The sequence below is a fragment of the Streptomyces sp. NPDC006476 genome, assembly GCF_040612015.1.
GTDB classification, from domain to species: Bacteria; Actinomycetota; Actinomycetes; order Streptomycetales; family Streptomycetaceae; genus Streptomyces; species Streptomyces griseorubiginosus_B.
This window is the reverse complement of sequence record NZ_JBEXPK010000006.1, coordinates 15,911-30,882: the sequence shown is the minus strand read 5'-3', so window position 1 is coordinate 30,882 and position 14,972 is coordinate 15,911. Positions and strand designations below refer to the sequence as shown.

The window sequence follows — 14,972 nt, the reverse complement described above, 5'->3', positions numbered from 1 at the left end:
CACTGTGGGAGACAAAGGAGGCGCACCGGTGCCATCGCCGCAGCAGGCACGCGCACAGGCATCCGCGATCACCTCGGGCAGGACCGCCCCGGAGGCCGAGGCCGCACCGGCGTCCCAGCTCAGAACCCTCTTCGACCGGCCCCGGCTCTCCCCGGGCCAGCGGCGCATCGCCCAGTACCTGATCGAGCACATCACCGAGGCGGCGTTCCTGTCGATCACCGATCTCGCCGAGCGCGTCGGCGTGAGCCAGCCGTCGGTGACCCGGTTCGCCGCGGCGGTCGGCTTCAGCGGTTATCCGGCGCTGCGCGAGAAGCTCCAGTCGATCGCGCTGGGCCACCTGGCGGGCGGGCCCGGAGCGCCCGAGGAGAACGGCAGCAACGAACTGCAGTCGGCGGTGGACGCCGAGATCGAGAACCTGGAGAACCTGCGGCGCGACTTCGCCGACCCGGACCAGCTGATCGACGTCGGCCGCAAGCTGTCGGCTTCCACTCCGCTGACCGTCCTCGGGCTGCGCATCTCGGTCTCGCTCGCCGAGTACTTCGCCTATGCCGCCCGCCGGATCCATCCGGACGTGCGGCTGGTGACGCGGGGCGGCAGCGTCGCCTACGACGCCCTGCTGCAGTCCCGGGAGGCGGGCGGCACCTGGGTGCTGGCGTTCTCGATGCCCCGGCACGCCCAGGAGACCCTGACGGCCGTGCAGGTGGCGCGCAGCGCCGGACTGAAGGTCGCCCTGGTGACCGATCTGGCGCTCGGTCCGGTCGCCGACGAGGCGGACGTAGCCTTCGCCACAGGTACCGGCTCCCGGCTGGTCTTCGACTCCTATGCCGCGCCCGGGGTGATCGCCGCAGCGCTGCTGCAGGCCATGACGGACGCCGACCCGGAGCGCACCCAGGCCCGGCTGGAGGAGTACGAACAGATCTCCGACCAGCACCAGTTCTTCCTGCGGGACTGACGGCGGAGCGGGGTCGGCGCCGGGCTCGCCGTAACCTTCGGTAACACCTTCCCCACGCGCTGTCTCGAATTACAAAGGGACCTTTCACAACATATCGCGCATGAATGTTTTCATACGTCTTGCAAACCGGACGGCATATATAAATACTTCTCACGCGTCACCCGGACATCCGTAGCCGCCGTCTCCTACCCGCGTCGGCGCGCGGGCTTCCGGGCGGGCCTCGTCCGTGCGAGCGCCCGTGGTGGCCCCGGTCATCCCCTAGGCCGGGGCCGCCCGCACGCACCCGTCGGACCACCCCTCACGACGCCGTACACCCGGAAGCGATCACCGATGCAACTGACGACCACGCGCCTCAGTCCGGACTGGCCGTGCCAGGTCAAGCAGCCCGGCTCCTACGACTGGGAGCGCTCGGCGGCCAAGTGGCTGCGGGAGCTGGTTCCGGCGCGCTACGCCGGCTACCCGGCCATGCTCCGCCACCCCGTGCTGCTCGCCCGCCACGCGCAGATCCAGGTCCAGCACGAGATCCGGGTCGCCCGCACCGCGCTGCAGACCGCCCGCGCCGACCTGCCCCGCCTGGGCCTGCCCGAGTCGGTCATCGAGCACACGATCAAGCTGTACGCGGCCGAGGTGCTGCAGCTCCAGCACATCGCGCGCAGCGTCCGCGCGGTCACCCAGGCCCTGGTCGAGGCCGGACGCTGAACACCGGCCCGGCCCCTGGTGCATGATCCGCGCCGCGCGTGGCACACGTGGTGACCATGAGCACCACCGAGCTGCGCAGAGGGGAACCGGTCACCACCGTCCTGACCTGGCAGGTGCGCCCCGGCCACGAGCGGGAGTTCGAGGAGTGGACCGAGGGCGTCACACGCTGCGCCAGACGGTTCCCGGGCAACGAGGGCGTCTCCTGGCTGCGGCCCGAGGACGGCCACCGCTACCACGCGGTGCTCCGCTGGTCGGATCCGCACCGGCTGACCCGCTGGCTGGAGTCCGCCGAGCGGGCGGAGTGGCACGAGCGGATCGAGGGCGTCGCCACCGAGGTCGGCAGCGAGCGGCAGTCGACCACCGGCCTGGAGACCTGGTTCAGCCTGCCGGGCACCACGGTGCAGTCCCCGCCGCGCTGGAAGATGGTCCTCACCACCTTCCTCGGCGCCTACCCGTTCACCCTCCTCGTCCAGGCCCTGGTGACGCCCCGCACCACGGCCTGGCCGCTGCCGTTGCGGGCGGCCGTCTTCCCCCTCGTGCTGCTGCCGGTGCTGACGTACGTCGTCATGCCGCTGCTGAGCCGCATGGTGCGCCAGTGGCTGTACCGGCAGCCCGTCGAGTGACCGGAGCACGAGCGTCCGGGATGTCCACCACGACACACCCGCGGTCCTCTTTCGAGTGAAGCCCGGGCAGGCAAGGGTGCGATCGGAGCGCGTCCGATGTGCGATGCTCGACGCGTGACGAGCGAGCCCGCCACGCCAGCGGAGTCCCCGACCGCGGCTGACACCGTTGCGCTGGCCAAGATCGTCGCCAGGCAGCGAGCGGAACTGGACCGGTTGCGCGACCTGGCGGCGACGTCGGCCGTCCTGGAGCGGGCCAAGGGTGCCGTCATGGCGCTGACCGGCTGCTCTCCGAACGCCGCCGAGGAGCAGTTGCAGAAGCGGGCCGAGGCGGGAAGTCACACGCTCCTGGAGGAGTGCTGGATCACGCTCGGCTCCCTGGCGCCGTCGTCCGCCCCGGCCCCGGAACCCGACACCGCCGCCTTCACCGCCTCCCTCTCCCTGCCCCTCAGGGAGCCGGCCGCGGTCGAGGAGAGCTCCGCCATCCTGGCCACCCTCGGCAGGAAACTCGTCCATGTGGCCACCCCGCAGGAGCTCGCCGGCTGTCTGCTGGAGCACCTCGGGCCCGAAGTGGGCGCCGACGCGGTGATGCTCTACGCACTGATGCCCACGGGCGGACTGGACCTGATCGGGCACGCCGGTGTCGACGAGGAACTGGCCGCCCAGTGGCAGCACGTGCCGCCGCTGAGCGGGGTCGCCGCGCTCGACTCACTGCGCGCGGGCGAACCGCGCTGGCTGGAGGACCTGGAGTCGGACGGCAAGCGTTACCTGCTCATCGGGGATCCGCCCAGCCGCTGGCCCACCCGCGCCTGGCTGCCCGTACCGGCCCACGGGTCGACGGTCACGCGCACGGCCACCGTCGCGGCACCGGGCGACGTGTGCATCGGCGTGCTGCGCGCCCGTGGCGGGCCGTTCGCCGACGAGACGCGCGAGCATCTGCGGGCGGTGGCCCGGCTGTGCGCCGGCCGGCTGCGCGCCCTCGACATCCGGCCCCCCGTCTCCCCCGACGACGCCGTGGACGTCGTACGGGCGGTGTTCGAGGCGCTGCCCGGCGCCACCATGCTGCTCACCCCGCTGCGCACCCCCTCCGGGGACGTCAGGGACTACCGCATCGACGCCGCCACGGCCCACTCCCCGGACGTGGTCGGCCACGCGGGACGCGAACTGGTCGGCCGCGGGTTCCGGGAGTGCTGCCCGACGCTGTTGGGCGAGCCGGTGTGGCAGGGCTTCCGGCGTGCGCTCACCACCGGAGAGCCGTACGAGAGCGAGCAGTTCGCGCACCAGGAGGTCGTGGACGGCGTCGCGGAGCTGTCCACCTACTCGGTGCGGGCGGCACGGCTGGACGAACGGCTCGTCGTCACCTGGGTCCGGCACGGCTCCTCGGACCGGCAGGAACAGCGGCTGGCCGACGTGCAGCGGCTGGGCAACCTGGGCTGGGCCAGCTGGAACCTGCTCACCCAGGAGGTCACCTGGTCCTCCCAGGTCTTCTCCCTGCTCGGCCGGGACCCGGCGGACGGCCCGATCGGCCTGACCCGGCTGCCCGACCTCGCGCTGCCCGAGGACGCGTCCGCTCTGACCCAGGCCATCGCCGAACTCCTGCGTGCGGGGCGGTCGTTCGACGTGCCCTTCCGCATCCGGGTGGCGGGCAGGCTGCGGCATCTGCGCGCCGTCGCGGAGGCCGTGCCGGACTCCCACGGCGCGACCGTCGAGGTGCACGGCGTCATCCAGGACCTCACGGCCCAGCGCAGCGCGGAACTCGCCCTCATCGAGAGCGAGCGGGCCATCCTCACCCAGCACGACGTGCTGCGGGTCGAGCGGACCCTGGCCGGCCGGCTCCAGCACGCGCTGCTGCCGCTGCCCACCCGTCCGGTGCCGCTGGCCGGGCTGCGGGTCGACGTCGCCTATCTGCCGGCCCAGTCGGGTATCCACGTGGGCGGGGACTGGTTCAGCGCCATCGAACTGCCCGACGGGGACGCCCTGTTCGTAGTCGGCGACGTCGCCGGGCACGGCATCGACGCGGTGGCCTCGATGGCCCTGCTCCGCTTCACCGCCAAGGGCATGGTCATCACCGGCTCCTCGCTGACCGGCGCGCTGGCCCGGCTCAACACCCTGCTGCTGCACTCCCGGGACTCGCACGGCACCGCGACCATGGTGCTGGCCCGCTACACCGCCGCCGAGCGGCGCCTGGTGTGGGCCCAGGCCGGCCATCCGCCGCCCCTGCTGCTGCGCGACGGAGTCGTGCGGTACCTCGACCGTCCCCGCGGCATGCTGCTGGGCGCGAGCCCTAAGCCCGCCTTCGAGGAGGCGGAATGCCGGCTGGAGCCCGGCGACCGCGTCGTCCTCTACACCGACGGTCTGGTCGAGCGGCCCGGGGAGGGCATCGACAAGGGCCTGACACGGCTCTCCGAGGCGGTGCTGGCCCACCACACCGAGGAACCCGGCTCCCTGGCACCCCTGTTGGCGGGGATGCTGGAGGGCGACCGGCGCGACGACGTCTGCATCCTGGACATCCGGGTCCCGGTCGACCCGGAGTAGCCCCGTCCTGGTCCCACGGTGTCAGCCGGTGGCGGCACCGGTCCGGGATTCGAGGGCCTGCCGGGTGTCGTTGCCGTAGACGCCGGTCTCGTCGCCGCGGATGCCGTACCAGAGCTGGAAGCGGGCGACCGCCGCCTCGAGGGTGGCGTCGTAGCGGCCGTCGGTGGAGCCGTTGTCGTAGACGTTCGGGATGTCGCGCAGGCGTTGCTGCAGGTCGATGACGGCGGGGCCGCTGTCGCCCTCGCGCAGGGTGCCCGCGCCGTCGGGGTCGGCCGCGCCGGACGCCGTCGGCGTCGGCGTCGGTTCGGCCGAGGCCGTCGGGCTGGATGACGGTGCGGGGGTGGCGGCCTCACCGCTGCGGCCGGGCAGCAGCAGGGCGCAGCCGAAGCCGACGAGGGCGGCCGCGCCCACGGCGACCGTGACGGCGGCGCGGCGCAGTCCCGACCCGAAGCCGAACCGGCGTCCGCCGTCCGGGGCGGGGACGCGCACCGGTGGGAGTTCCTGGGTCTCGCCCTCGTCCCAGGAGTGCGGGTCGGGCACGGCGATCGGCTCGAGGCCGGGGGCGCCCTGCTCCATCTCCTTGAACAGCTCCGCCAGGGCGTCGGTGCGGCGCGGGCGCAGGACGACGATGGGCTCCAGCGGCGGGCGGTCGTCGGGCGATCCGGATGCCGGCGGTGCGGGCACAGTGCTCTCCTTCCGTGCCGGGACGGGACTCTTCGCCGTTCCCGGGGAGTGATACGCGCCCGCGTCCCCGGCAGTTCAGCCGGAGGCCTCCCTCATCCCCCGGGCGACACCGAGTTCCCTGTCAGGAGCGCACTGAGTGTCATTCGCCTCGCTCGGATGCTACGTTCGCGGTCATGAAGACGGAGCCGGCGGCCACACGGCCACCCATGCGGGACGCCCTGGTCGCGGCGGCCTTCCAGCTGTTTCTCGAGCGGGGCTACGAACAGACGACCGTGGACGACATCGTGGCGCTCGCCGGCGTCGGACGGCGGTCGTTCTTCCGCTACTTCCCCTCCAAGGAGGACGTGGTCTTCCCCGACCACGAGCGGTGCCTCGCGGAGATGACGGCGTTCCTCGCCGAGAGCACCGACGACCAGGATCCGGTACAGCGGGTGTGCGACGCGGTCCGGATCGTCCTGCGGATGTACACCGAGAACCCCACCTTCTCCGTGCAGCGCTACCGCCTGACGAAGAAGGTGCCCGGGCTGCGCGCCTACGAGCTGTCGGTGGTGTGGCGTTACGAGCGGGCCTTCGCCGACTATCTGCGCGGCCGCCTGGCCGGCCGGCAGGACGGGACACTGCGCGCCGACGTGATCGCGGCGGCGGTGGCGGCGGCGCACAACAACGCGCTGCGCTCCTGGCTGCGTTCGGACGGAGAGGGTGACGCGAGCGCCGCGCTGGACCATGCCCTCGGATACGTGCAGTCGGCGTTCTCCGCCCCCTCGACGCCGGACGGCGAGGAGGAGACCGAGGACGTCGTGGTGGTCGTCTCCCGGCGCGGCGCACCCCTGTGGCGGGTCGTCCAGGAGATCGAGGGCGCCCTCGAAAAGGAGTGACCGAGAGCGAGTTCATATTGAGGGTACGCAGTGCCTTTACGGACGACACTGAGTGTCATACATTGATGCCGTGCACGGTGGCACGGCGAACCGCGCACGTGGGATTCCGGCCGAGCGCAGGGAGTTGACCAGCGTGTACCACCACTCAGTAGGCGTCGCCCGTCAGACCGCCGGCTCTGCGGCGGGCCTCCTCGATCCGGCCTCGCGCGACGCGGACACCATCCTCTTCCAGCGCTGCACCTGGTGCGGCACCGCCATGTACCACCGGCTGCTGTGTCCCGTCTGCCAGGGCAGCGACCTCAGGACGGAGCGCAGCGAGGGCACGGGCACCATCCGGCACGCCACGGTGGTGCACCGCAACACCCCCGCCGCGCGCAATGTCTCCCTCGTCGAGATGGCCGAGGGGTTCGTCGTCCGGGGCCGCGTCATGGGCCCGCTGATCGGCATCCACAGCGGCGACCGGGTACGCCTGTCGACGGTGAAGGACCCGGTGCGCGGTGAGCCCGTGTTCCAACTGGTCGACGAGCCGTACCGCGCCTGGACCTGACCTCCGGCACTCCGACGGCCTGATCCTGTTCGCGCCGGTGATCGAATCCGCGCACACAGGCAACCCACAGCTCCCACCCGCCGTCCTCAGGTACACGAGAGGCCCCCGCTGACCAACGGGGCGCCTGTGCTCGGTACTTGAGGAGGAAACACCTTGTTCCGTGCCCGGCGAATAGCGGTGACCGCGGTGGCGGTGCTCGCGGTGGCGGGGGGATCGCCAGGGCTGGCGCAGGCGGCCGGACCGCCCGACGCCAGACCGCTCACGACGACGGCAGACAGCGACAGCCCCCTCCCGCCCGGCTGGCGGATCGCCGGTCAGGGGGCGGCGCGGCAGCTGGTGTGGCGTTCGACCGCGCCCGTGCCGATGGGGGACGCGCGCGTCGACTTCTACGCCGGCGGCCGGCTGCTCGGCCATCCGGCCCCCGGCAAGGACGGCAGGACCTTCCGGCTCGCGCTCGGCAAGACCGCCGGTCACCTGACGGGCCTTCAGGTACGGGCCGCGGGACGGCAGTTGGACGCGGCGGGCCGCACCCGGGCGCCGGGCCGGGCTGACACGGCGGCCGCCCAGCCGCCCGCGCAGTTGCCGGCGAACTCCGTCGATCCCGGGAAGCCGGGCCCGTACCGTACGTCCACCGGCGAGTACGACCTGGACCCGGTGAAGCTGCCCGACTTCCCGCAGCCCGTCGAGATGAAGGCCGTGGTCGTCGCGCCCCAGGGCACCACCGGCAAGCGTCCGCTCGCACTGTTCCTGCACGGCCGCCACAGCACCTGCTACAACGGCGACGACATCAGCGGCGACTGGCCCTGCCCGGCCGGCACCAAGCCGATCCCGAGCTACCGCGGCTACCTGCGCGACCAGCAACTCCTGGCCTCCCAGGGCTATGTGACCGTCTCCATCGCCGCCAACGGCATCAACGGCCAGGACTGGGCGGCCGAGGACGGCGGCGCCCAGGCCCGCTCCTCGCTGGTGCGGCAGCACCTGGCCCGCTGGGCCGAGTGGGCCGCCCACCCCGCCTCGGCCCCCGCGATCGTCCGCGACGCCCCGCCGGCGGATCTCTCGCACGTCCTGCTGGTCGGCCACTCCCGCGGCGGTGAGGGCGTCAACCGGGCGGCGATGGACAGCCTCTACCCGCCGCCGTCCGCGCAGGACGGCTACCACGGGCCGGTGCGCTGGCACATCAGCGGCACCGTGCTCATCGGACCGACGATCTTCGGCCAGAATCCGGTCGCGGACGTCCCCTCGACGACGATCCTGCCGGGCTGCGACGGAGACGTCTCCGACCTGCAGGGCGAGGTGTACGTCGACGGCACCCGCTCGGTCAGCCGCGGCAGCGCGCTGCACAGCGCCGTCTACGTGGTGGGCGCCGACCACAACTTCTTCAACACCGAGTGGACTCCGGGCCAGTCCCAGGCGCCCTCGGAGGACGACTTCTTCGACGACGACGAGCACCGGGACCCGGTGTGCTCGCCGGGCACCGCGACCCGGCTGACCGCCGACCAGCAGCACCGGGCGGGCAGCACGTACATCGCGGCGGCGGCGCGGCTGTTCGTCGCCGGGGACGACCGGGTACGGCCGCTGCTGGACGGTTCCGGCCGGCGGGCGCCCTCGGCGGACCCGGCGCGCGTGCTCACCCACGCCGTCGGGGCGAACCGCGTCGGGGGCCTCCTGCCGGACGGCAAGCTGTCGGTGACCGGGGGGCGGCTGTGCTCGGCCGTCGACCCGGACCAGCACGTGGCCTGCCTCCCCTCCGGTGCGAAGGGCGTCTCCCCGCACTTCGCGACGTGGGAGCCCACCCGTGAGGTCGGCCGTCGCGCCGTCGCGCTGAAGTGGTCGGCGGCCGGTTCCCCGGCGCGGATCCGTCCTGGCGCCCCGGTCGCTCTCACCGGCTCCAAGGATCTGGCGCTGCGGCTGATCGTTCCGCCGAACTCGACCGGCACCCGCATCGACGTGTCCCTGACCGACACCCACGGCAGGCGGGCCGCCCTCGGCGCGGTCAAGGTCGACGGGCTGCCCGGCACCGAACGCACCGCCTCCTACTGGGCCCGTGAGGTCCGCGTCCCGCTGACCGCCGCGTCCCGGGCGGGCCTGGACCTGAAGCACGTCAAGTCCCTGGAGCTGACGCCCCGGTCGGCCCGGGGCCAGGCCTGGCTGATGGACGCCTGGGGCTGGCGCCCCGGCACTCCGGCGGTGCGGGAGGCCGCGCTGCCGCGCGTCGACATCGGGCGTACGACGGTGAAGGAGGGCGACTCGGGCGTCCGCACGTACCAGGTGCCCGTACGGGTGTCCGGGCGGGGCGACGGACAGGTGCGGGTGTACGTCATCGACCCGGCCACCGGCAAGGAGAAGCAGAGCCTCGTCACGGTGCGGCCCGGCGGTCACGACATCGATGTGAAGGTGCAGGTCAAGGGCAATACGAGGTTCGCCTACGACGTCGACAACGCGGTGCTGGTCAAGGCCGTGCATGGCGCCGTCGTCGGCTCCTACCGCGGTGGGGTCACCGTGCAGAACGACGACCCGATGCCGACGGTCACCGTGACGCCGGTCGCGGACCGGGTGACCGAGGGGCAGACCCTGAAGTGGAAGGTGACGCTGTCCGCCGCGGCGGACGTGGACCTCTTCGAGTCCTTCGGCGTGGTGCCTATAACCGGGGGGCCGGAGCTGTCCACGAAGGACGTGGATCCGCAGTGGCTGGAGAACGTCTCGGGCGAGCAGCCCGATCCCGAGCGGCCGCTGTCCTCGGTGCAGTACCTGGCCGTGGCCGCGGGTCTGCCGCCCGGACAGGTCAGCGCCGAGGTGTCCGTGCCGACGGTCACGGACCAGGTGGCGGAGCCGGCGGAGTCGGTGCGGTTCCAGCTGAGCGACGAGGTCGGCAACCCGCTGCCGGGCGGGCCGGTGCTCAACGGCACGGTGCTCGACGCCTCGTAACACGGGACGTGCCGTCGTGACGGCCGCGCGGTTCCTTCACAGGACCGCGCGGCCGTCCGTGTCTCAGGGCTGCGGTGTGACGCGGATGCCGACGGTGCCCTTCAGGCCCCGGCGCAGTCGGCTGCCGAGCAGGGTGAGCCGGCCGACGATGCCGTACTTGCGGGCGATGAGTTCGCGGTAGTGAGCGACGGTCGCCTCGTCGGTGATCTCGGCTGTGGCGGGAATCTGCGCCCCCGTGGGGTTGCCGCGCAGGTCGCAGGGGCCGACGAGGACGTCGCCGCGGGCCCTGATCCGCTTGACCTTCCAGGAGTCGGCGGCCGTCCAAACACCGAGCGTGTCACCGTCGCGCACCACCCACACCGGGGTGGCGACCGGGGTGCCGTTCTTTCGGTAGCTGGTGATCAACAGGTACTTGCCCGAGCCGAGCCGTTCCAGCTGTCTGTCCTCCATGCCGGAAGTCTAGGCACGGCGTGCGGCAGCGAGGAGTCCGAGGACGCGAGGACCGAGTGCTCGGCCCCGTCGGCCGGGCGGGACCGCCGGATCGACCGACCGCGAGCCGCGCGGGTCAGCGCAGCGCCGCGGCCATCCGCCGTACGCCTTCCGTGATCACCTCGGGCGAGGTCGCCAGGTTCAGGCGTACGTGCCCCGCGCCCCCGGTGCCGAAGGGGATCCCCGAGTTCAGGGCCACCCTGCCGCGCTCCAGGAAGACGTCCGCCGGGTCCTGGTCGAGGCCCAGCGCACGGCAGTCCAGCCAGGCCAGGTAGGTGGCCTGGCCGGGGCGACAGGTGATGGCGGGGAGGTGTTCGGCGAGCAGGTCCGACAGCAGTCGCCGGTTGTCGTCGAGCCCGGCGAGCAGGGCGTCCAGCCAGGGCGTGCCCTCCGTCAGGGCGGCGGTGTGGGCGATGACACCGATGTGGCTGGGGCCGTGACCGACCTCTTCCGGCAGGCGCGCCAGATCGGCCGCGGCCTCCGGGCCCGCGATCGCGAGCGCCGCCTTGAGGCCCGCCAGGTTCCACGCCTTGGACGCGGACATGAGCGACAGGCCGTTCTCCCCGCCAGGGACGCTCAGGTACGGCACGAAGTCCACGCCAGAGGCGGTCAGCGGCGCGTGGATCTCGTCGACGACCACCCGGACGCCGTACCGGTCGGCGAGGGCGGCCACGGCGGCCAGCTCCCCGGCGGTGTGCACGACACCGGTCGGGTTGTGCGGGCTGCACAGCAGGTAGGCGGCCCGGCGCCGGCCGGCGGCCGACCGCTCGAAGGCCTCCTCCAGAGTGCCGAAGTCGATGCGTCCGTCCGCGCCGAGCGGGGCCTCGACCACCCGCCGGTCCATGTGCGCGATGAACTGGTGGAACGGCGGATACACCGGCGAGTTGACGACGACCGGGTCCCCGTGCCCGGTGACCAGCTTCAGCATCTCGACGACGCCCAGCATCACGTCGGGCACGATCGCCGTGCGCTCCACGGCGAGCCCGTCCCACCCCCACCGCTTGTCGGCGAAGGCGGCGAGCGCCTCGGCGTAGGCGGTGCCCGCCGGATAGCCGGTGTCGCCGAGCGCGAGGGCGTCGGTGACCGCCCGGACGATCGGCTCGGCCAGCGGAACGTCCATCTCCGCCACCCACAGCGGCAGTACGTCGGCCGGGTAGGTGCGCCACTTCATGCTCGTGCGGCGACGGAGCCGGTCCAGGGACAGGGCACGCAGGGGGTTCGGTTCGCCGGACGTGTCGTGCGGGATCCTGTTCATGTCGCACAAGATAAGGGGGCCGTGCTGTGACCTGGAACGACCGTGAAGTCGCCTGCGACGAGTCGGGTTCGGACGGCGAGAACCTCACCGGCGGGAACACCGACGTGTTCGCGCACGCCGGGGTCGGGCTGCCGGTGGACGCCGCGGCCGCGTGCGTGCGGGAGATCCGGGACCGCATCCGCTCGCCCGCGGAGGAGTACAAGGCCAACCATCTGCTGCGGGAGAAGCACCGGGCGGTGCTGGAATGGCTGCTCGCGCCGGGGGGTCCGATCCACGCCAGAGCCCATGTGCACCTGGTCGAGAAGGAGTTCTTCGTCGTCGACCGGACGGCCCATCTGCTGCTCGGCGACACGGCCGAGGCGCTGTTCCTGTACCGGGCCGGGCGGCGGACGTTCGGGGAGGCGGGGTGGCGGGAGTTCGTGCGGGCGGCGAACCGGCTGCTGCGGGTACGGCACGACGGGGAGCCCTCGGAGCCGGCGGACCTGTTCTCCCGCACGGTGGACGACCTGCGGCGCGCGCATGCCCGTACGGCCGTCGCAGCGGTCCTGGACAAGCTGGCGGCATCCCGTTCCCGGGCGGACGACTACCGGGCCGGACTGCTCGCCGGACCGCCGTTGATTCCGTTGCTCAATCCGCTGCTGCCGGCGATCGTGCGCACGGCCGCGTACTGGGGCGCGGGCGGCCAGGAGGTCCGGCTCGTGCACGACCGGCAGAACCTGCTGACGCCGGAGCGCATCGCCTGGATCGAGGAGTCGGCCCGGCGGGCCGGGATCCGGCTCGGCGGGCTGCGGCTGGTGGTGGCCGGCGAGGATCCGCGGGTGCAGCTGGCCGACTTCCTCGCCGGGATCGCCCGCAAGCTCGCCTCGGACGAGCTGAACCGCCGGGCGGACCCGGCACTGACCGCGCTGCTGCGGCCTTACGTCGATCCGGCGTCCGTGTGGGGCGACGAGGCCGGCCGTGCGGCACTTCTTGGGAAAATCTCTCCCGCCGTACCCTCGGCAGACATCAACTCCGCCGTCTAGATTGCCGGTTGCCCCCCGCGCCCGACCACCAGGCCCTCCAGGAGCTGAGCACGTGACGGACAACCCGGCAGCCACCGAAGATCCCGCCGAGGCGCTGCGCAGACGCATCGACACCCTGCGCCCGCACACGGCGCGGATCTGGAACTACTGGCTAGGCGGCGGCGACTACTACGAGGTCGACCGGGTGGCCGGCGACCGCATCCGTGAACTGCATCCCTCCATCGGCGAGTACGCCCGCGCCGACCGGCTCTTCCTGGGCCGCGCCGTGCGTCATCTGGTCGCGGACGCGGGCATCCGCCAGTTCCTCGACATCGGCACGGGGCTGCCGACCGCCGACAACACCCACGAGGTCGCCCAGCGGCTGGCCCCGGAGTCCCGGGTGGTGTACGTCGACAACGATCCGCTCGTCCTGGCGCACGCCCGCGCCCTGCTCACCAGCGCGCCGGAGGGCCGTACCGACCATCTGGACGAGGACCTGCGCAATGTCGAGGCGGTCCTGGAGCGCGCCGCCGCCACCCTGGACCTGTCCCGGCCGGTCGCGCTGATGCTGCTCGGGGTGGTCATCTTCGTCGGCGACGACGAGGACCCGTACGGCATCGTGCGGCGGTTCATGGAGGCCTTGCCCGCGGGCAGCCACCTGGTGCTGTCGCACACGATCACGACTCCGGCGCTGCCCGAGGTGGACGAGGCGGTGCGGTTCTGGAACCAGCACGGCACGCCGGCGCTGACGCAGCGCACGCCCGAGGCGGTGGCGCGGTTCTTCGACGGCCTGGAGCTGCTGGAACCGGGCGTGGTGTCGTGTTCGCGCTGGCGTCCGAAGGAGGGGGACGAGCCCCTGGAGGTGGCGATGTACGGCGGGGTGGGGCGCAAGCCGTAGAAGATCACCGGCGCGCTGAACGCGGTCGGCTCCCGGAACGTATGGAGAGAGGGTGCTCAACGACCGGAGGGCCCCGCGGTGTTGGCACCGCGCGTACTGGTTCGGGAGCCATGCATGAGGCACGCACGACGACGGATGGTCCGGCGAGTGACACGACTGGCGGCCGTCGGCGGACTCCTCCTGGGGGGAGCCATGGTGACGCAGGCCGCCATGGCGAGCGAGTCTCCCGGTACCTCCGCCCTTCCGTTCAGCGCCAAGGGGGACACGCCCGGCACGGGTGCCTCGCTGGTGGCGCAGCTGGGTACCGCGCGTACGGCGGGGACGTGGGTCGGCGCGGACGGGCGCACGGTGGTCGCGGTGACCGACCAGAAGGCGGCGGCCGAGGTCGAGCGGGCGGGCGCCGAGGCGAAGATGGTCGGCCACAGCATGAACGAGCTCAAGGCGGCCACGGCGACGCTGCGTTCGGCGCCCCGGGTGGCGGGCACGGCCTGGGTGATGGACTACCGGACGAACCAGGTGGTGGTGCAGGCCGACAGCACCGTCTCGGCCTCCGACTGGTCGGACATGACCAAGGTGGCGTCCGGCATCGGCCGCTTCGTGCGGATGGAGCGCACCAAGGGCACGTTCACCACCCGGCTCAACGGGGCGGCGCCCATCCTGTCGACCGGCGGGCGCTGCTCGGCGGGGTTCAACGTGACCAACGGGCAGACCGACTTCATCCTCACCGCCGGGCACTGCGGGCCGAACGGTTCCATCTGGTTCGCCAACAGCCAGGGCAATCAGCAGCTCGGCACCACCGTGCAGCAGAACTTCCCCGGCAGCGACTTCTCCCTCGTGCAGTACGCGAGCGGTACGGCGGGGCAGGGCGCGGACATCGTGGCCATCGGCAACGGAAACGGGGTGCGGATCACCGGCGTGAGCGATCCGGTGGTCGGGGAACGTGTGTTCCGCAGCGGCAGCACCAGCGGTCTGCACGACGGTGAGGTCAAGGGGCTGGACGCGACGGTGAACTACCCCGAGGGCACGGTGACCGGGCTCATCGAGACGAACGTGTGCGCCGAACCGGGCGACAGTGGCGGTCCGCTGTTCTCCGAGGGCATCGCGCTCGGCATCACCTCGGGCGGCAGCGGCGACTGCACCTCGGGCGGTACGACGTTCTTCCAGCCGGTGACGAAGGCGATGCAGGCGCTCAACGTGCAGCTGATCGTCTCCAAGCAGGCGGCCGCCCAGCAGGGCGCCTCACCGGCACCGTCCGCGTCGGCCACGCACAGCGCGATCGCGCCCAACACCACGTCCCCCGGTTCCACCACCCCGGCGACGGGCACCTCGACCGGCACGACCCTGCTGGCCCGGCTGAGCGACCCGCGGAACATCGGCCCCGGGATGCTGGTCATCGGCGGCAGCATGATCGCGCTGGTGGCCACGCGGTGGATCCGGGCGGAGCAGGACCGCAAGGACTACCGGCGCGCCTACTCCGCGAGCTGGGGCTGAC

Annotated in this window: 13 protein-coding genes; 10 read left to right on the top strand and 3 right to left on the bottom strand. The window is 72.6% G+C overall.

Translation table 11 applies throughout. From position 1 onward, the window contains the following. Window positions 1–28: 28 nt before the first annotated feature. From ABZZ74_RS08540 to ABZZ74_RS08525, 4 genes are all read left to right on the top strand, one after another. The gene (locus ABZZ74_RS08540) at window positions 29–952 is read left to right on the top strand and encodes a MurR/RpiR family transcriptional regulator (RefSeq protein ID WP_356762540.1); all 924 of its coding nucleotides are present in this window, start codon (window positions 29–31) and stop codon (window positions 950–952) included. 330 nt (window positions 953–1,282) lie between these two features. Then, a complete protein-coding gene (locus ABZZ74_RS08535; RefSeq protein WP_133043729.1) occupies window positions 1,283–1,651 on the top strand; it encodes a hypothetical protein in 369 nt (122 codons plus the stop codon). 56 nt (window positions 1,652–1,707) lie between these two features. Beyond that, complete coding sequence (locus tag ABZZ74_RS08530; RefSeq protein ID WP_356762539.1) at window positions 1,708–2,274, top strand: antibiotic biosynthesis monooxygenase; 567 nt, start codon at window positions 1,708–1,710, stop codon at window positions 2,272–2,274. A 114-nt stretch (window positions 2,275–2,388) separates the two neighbouring features. Continuing rightward, the gene (locus tag ABZZ74_RS08525) at window positions 2,389–4,806 is read left to right on the top strand and encodes a SpoIIE family protein phosphatase (protein WP_356762538.1); all 2,418 of its coding nucleotides are present in this window, start codon (window positions 2,389–2,391) and stop codon (window positions 4,804–4,806) included. 21 nt (window positions 4,807–4,827) lie between these two features. Here the strand turns inward: ABZZ74_RS08525 and ABZZ74_RS08520 are convergent, their stop codons facing one another. After that, window positions 4,828–5,490: a peptidoglycan-binding domain-containing protein gene (locus tag ABZZ74_RS08520; protein ID WP_356762537.1), complete on the bottom strand. Its 663-nt coding sequence runs from the start codon at window positions 5,488–5,490 to the stop codon at window positions 4,828–4,830. A 206-nt stretch (window positions 5,491–5,696) separates the two neighbouring features. On the opposite strand from ABZZ74_RS08520, the gene ABZZ74_RS08515 reads away from it, so the two are divergent. The 3 genes from ABZZ74_RS08515 to ABZZ74_RS08505 all read left to right on the top strand — a co-directional run bounded on the left by ABZZ74_RS08515 (window position 5,697) and on the right by ABZZ74_RS08505 (window position 9,837). After that, a complete protein-coding gene (locus tag ABZZ74_RS08515; protein ID WP_356762867.1) occupies window positions 5,697–6,365 on the top strand; it encodes a TetR family transcriptional regulator in 669 nt (222 codons plus the stop codon). A 133-nt stretch (window positions 6,366–6,498) separates the two neighbouring features. Continuing rightward, complete coding sequence (locus ABZZ74_RS08510; RefSeq protein WP_133043950.1) at window positions 6,499–6,912, top strand: zinc ribbon domain-containing protein; 414 nt, start codon at window positions 6,499–6,501, stop codon at window positions 6,910–6,912. Window positions 6,913–7,065: 153 nt separating this feature from the next. Then, a complete protein-coding gene (locus ABZZ74_RS08505) occupies window positions 7,066–9,837 on the top strand; it encodes a hypothetical protein (RefSeq protein ID WP_356762536.1) in 2,772 nt (923 codons plus the stop codon). A 63-nt stretch (window positions 9,838–9,900) separates the two neighbouring features. Here the strand turns inward: ABZZ74_RS08505 and ABZZ74_RS08500 are convergent, their stop codons facing one another. Together ABZZ74_RS08500 and ABZZ74_RS08495 are read right to left on the bottom strand one after the other, a co-directional pair. Continuing rightward, a complete protein-coding gene (locus ABZZ74_RS08500; RefSeq protein WP_356762535.1) occupies window positions 9,901–10,287 on the bottom strand; it encodes a PPOX class F420-dependent oxidoreductase in 387 nt (128 codons plus the stop codon). A gap of 115 nt (window positions 10,288–10,402) precedes the next feature. After that, window positions 10,403–11,581 carry an aminotransferase class I/II-fold pyridoxal phosphate-dependent enzyme gene (locus ABZZ74_RS08495; RefSeq protein ID WP_356762534.1) on the bottom strand — a complete coding sequence of 393 codons (1,179 nt, stop codon included), beginning with the start codon at window positions 11,579–11,581 and terminating at the stop codon, window positions 10,403–10,405. A 26-nt stretch (window positions 11,582–11,607) separates the two neighbouring features. Between ABZZ74_RS08495 and ABZZ74_RS08490 the strand changes: the two genes are divergently transcribed. From ABZZ74_RS08490 to ABZZ74_RS08480, 3 genes are all read left to right on the top strand, one after another. Next, window positions 11,608–12,603 (top strand): hypothetical protein, encoded by a 996-nt coding sequence (locus ABZZ74_RS08490; protein WP_356762533.1) that lies wholly within the window; start codon window positions 11,608–11,610, stop codon window positions 12,601–12,603. 52 nt (window positions 12,604–12,655) lie between these two features. After that, window positions 12,656–13,480, top strand: a complete 825-nt coding sequence (locus tag ABZZ74_RS08485; protein ID WP_356762532.1) for an SAM-dependent methyltransferase — start codon at window positions 12,656–12,658, stop codon at window positions 13,478–13,480. A gap of 114 nt (window positions 13,481–13,594) precedes the next feature. Then, entirely contained in the window at window positions 13,595–14,971 is a 1,377-nt protein-coding gene (locus ABZZ74_RS08480) for a S1 family peptidase (RefSeq protein ID WP_356762531.1), read from the top strand. Window position 14,972: the final 1 nt, after the last annotated feature.

What these genes read in the sequence shown, in the direction of transcription:
- ABZZ74_RS08535 (WP_133043729.1), top strand. Translation starts at nt 1,283, where the DNA reads ATGCAACTGACGACCACGCGCCTCAGTCCGGACTGGCCGTGCCAGGTC.
- ABZZ74_RS08530 (WP_356762539.1), top strand. Translation starts at nt 1,708, where the DNA reads ATGAGCACCACCGAGCTGCGCAGAGGGGAACCGGTCACCACCGTCCTG.
- ABZZ74_RS08515 (WP_356762867.1), top strand. Translation starts at nt 5,697, where the DNA reads ATGCGGGACGCCCTGGTCGCGGCGGCCTTCCAGCTGTTTCTCGAGCGG.
- ABZZ74_RS08500 (WP_356762535.1), bottom strand. Translation starts at nt 10,287, where the DNA reads ATGGAGGACAGACAGCTGGAACGGCTCGGCTCGGGCAAGTACCTGTTG.
- ABZZ74_RS08495 (WP_356762534.1), bottom strand. Translation starts at nt 11,581, where the DNA reads ATGAACAGGATCCCGCACGACACGTCCGGCGAACCGAACCCCCTGCGT.
- ABZZ74_RS08480 (WP_356762531.1), top strand. Translation starts at nt 13,595, where the DNA reads ATGAGGCACGCACGACGACGGATGGTCCGGCGAGTGACACGACTGGCG.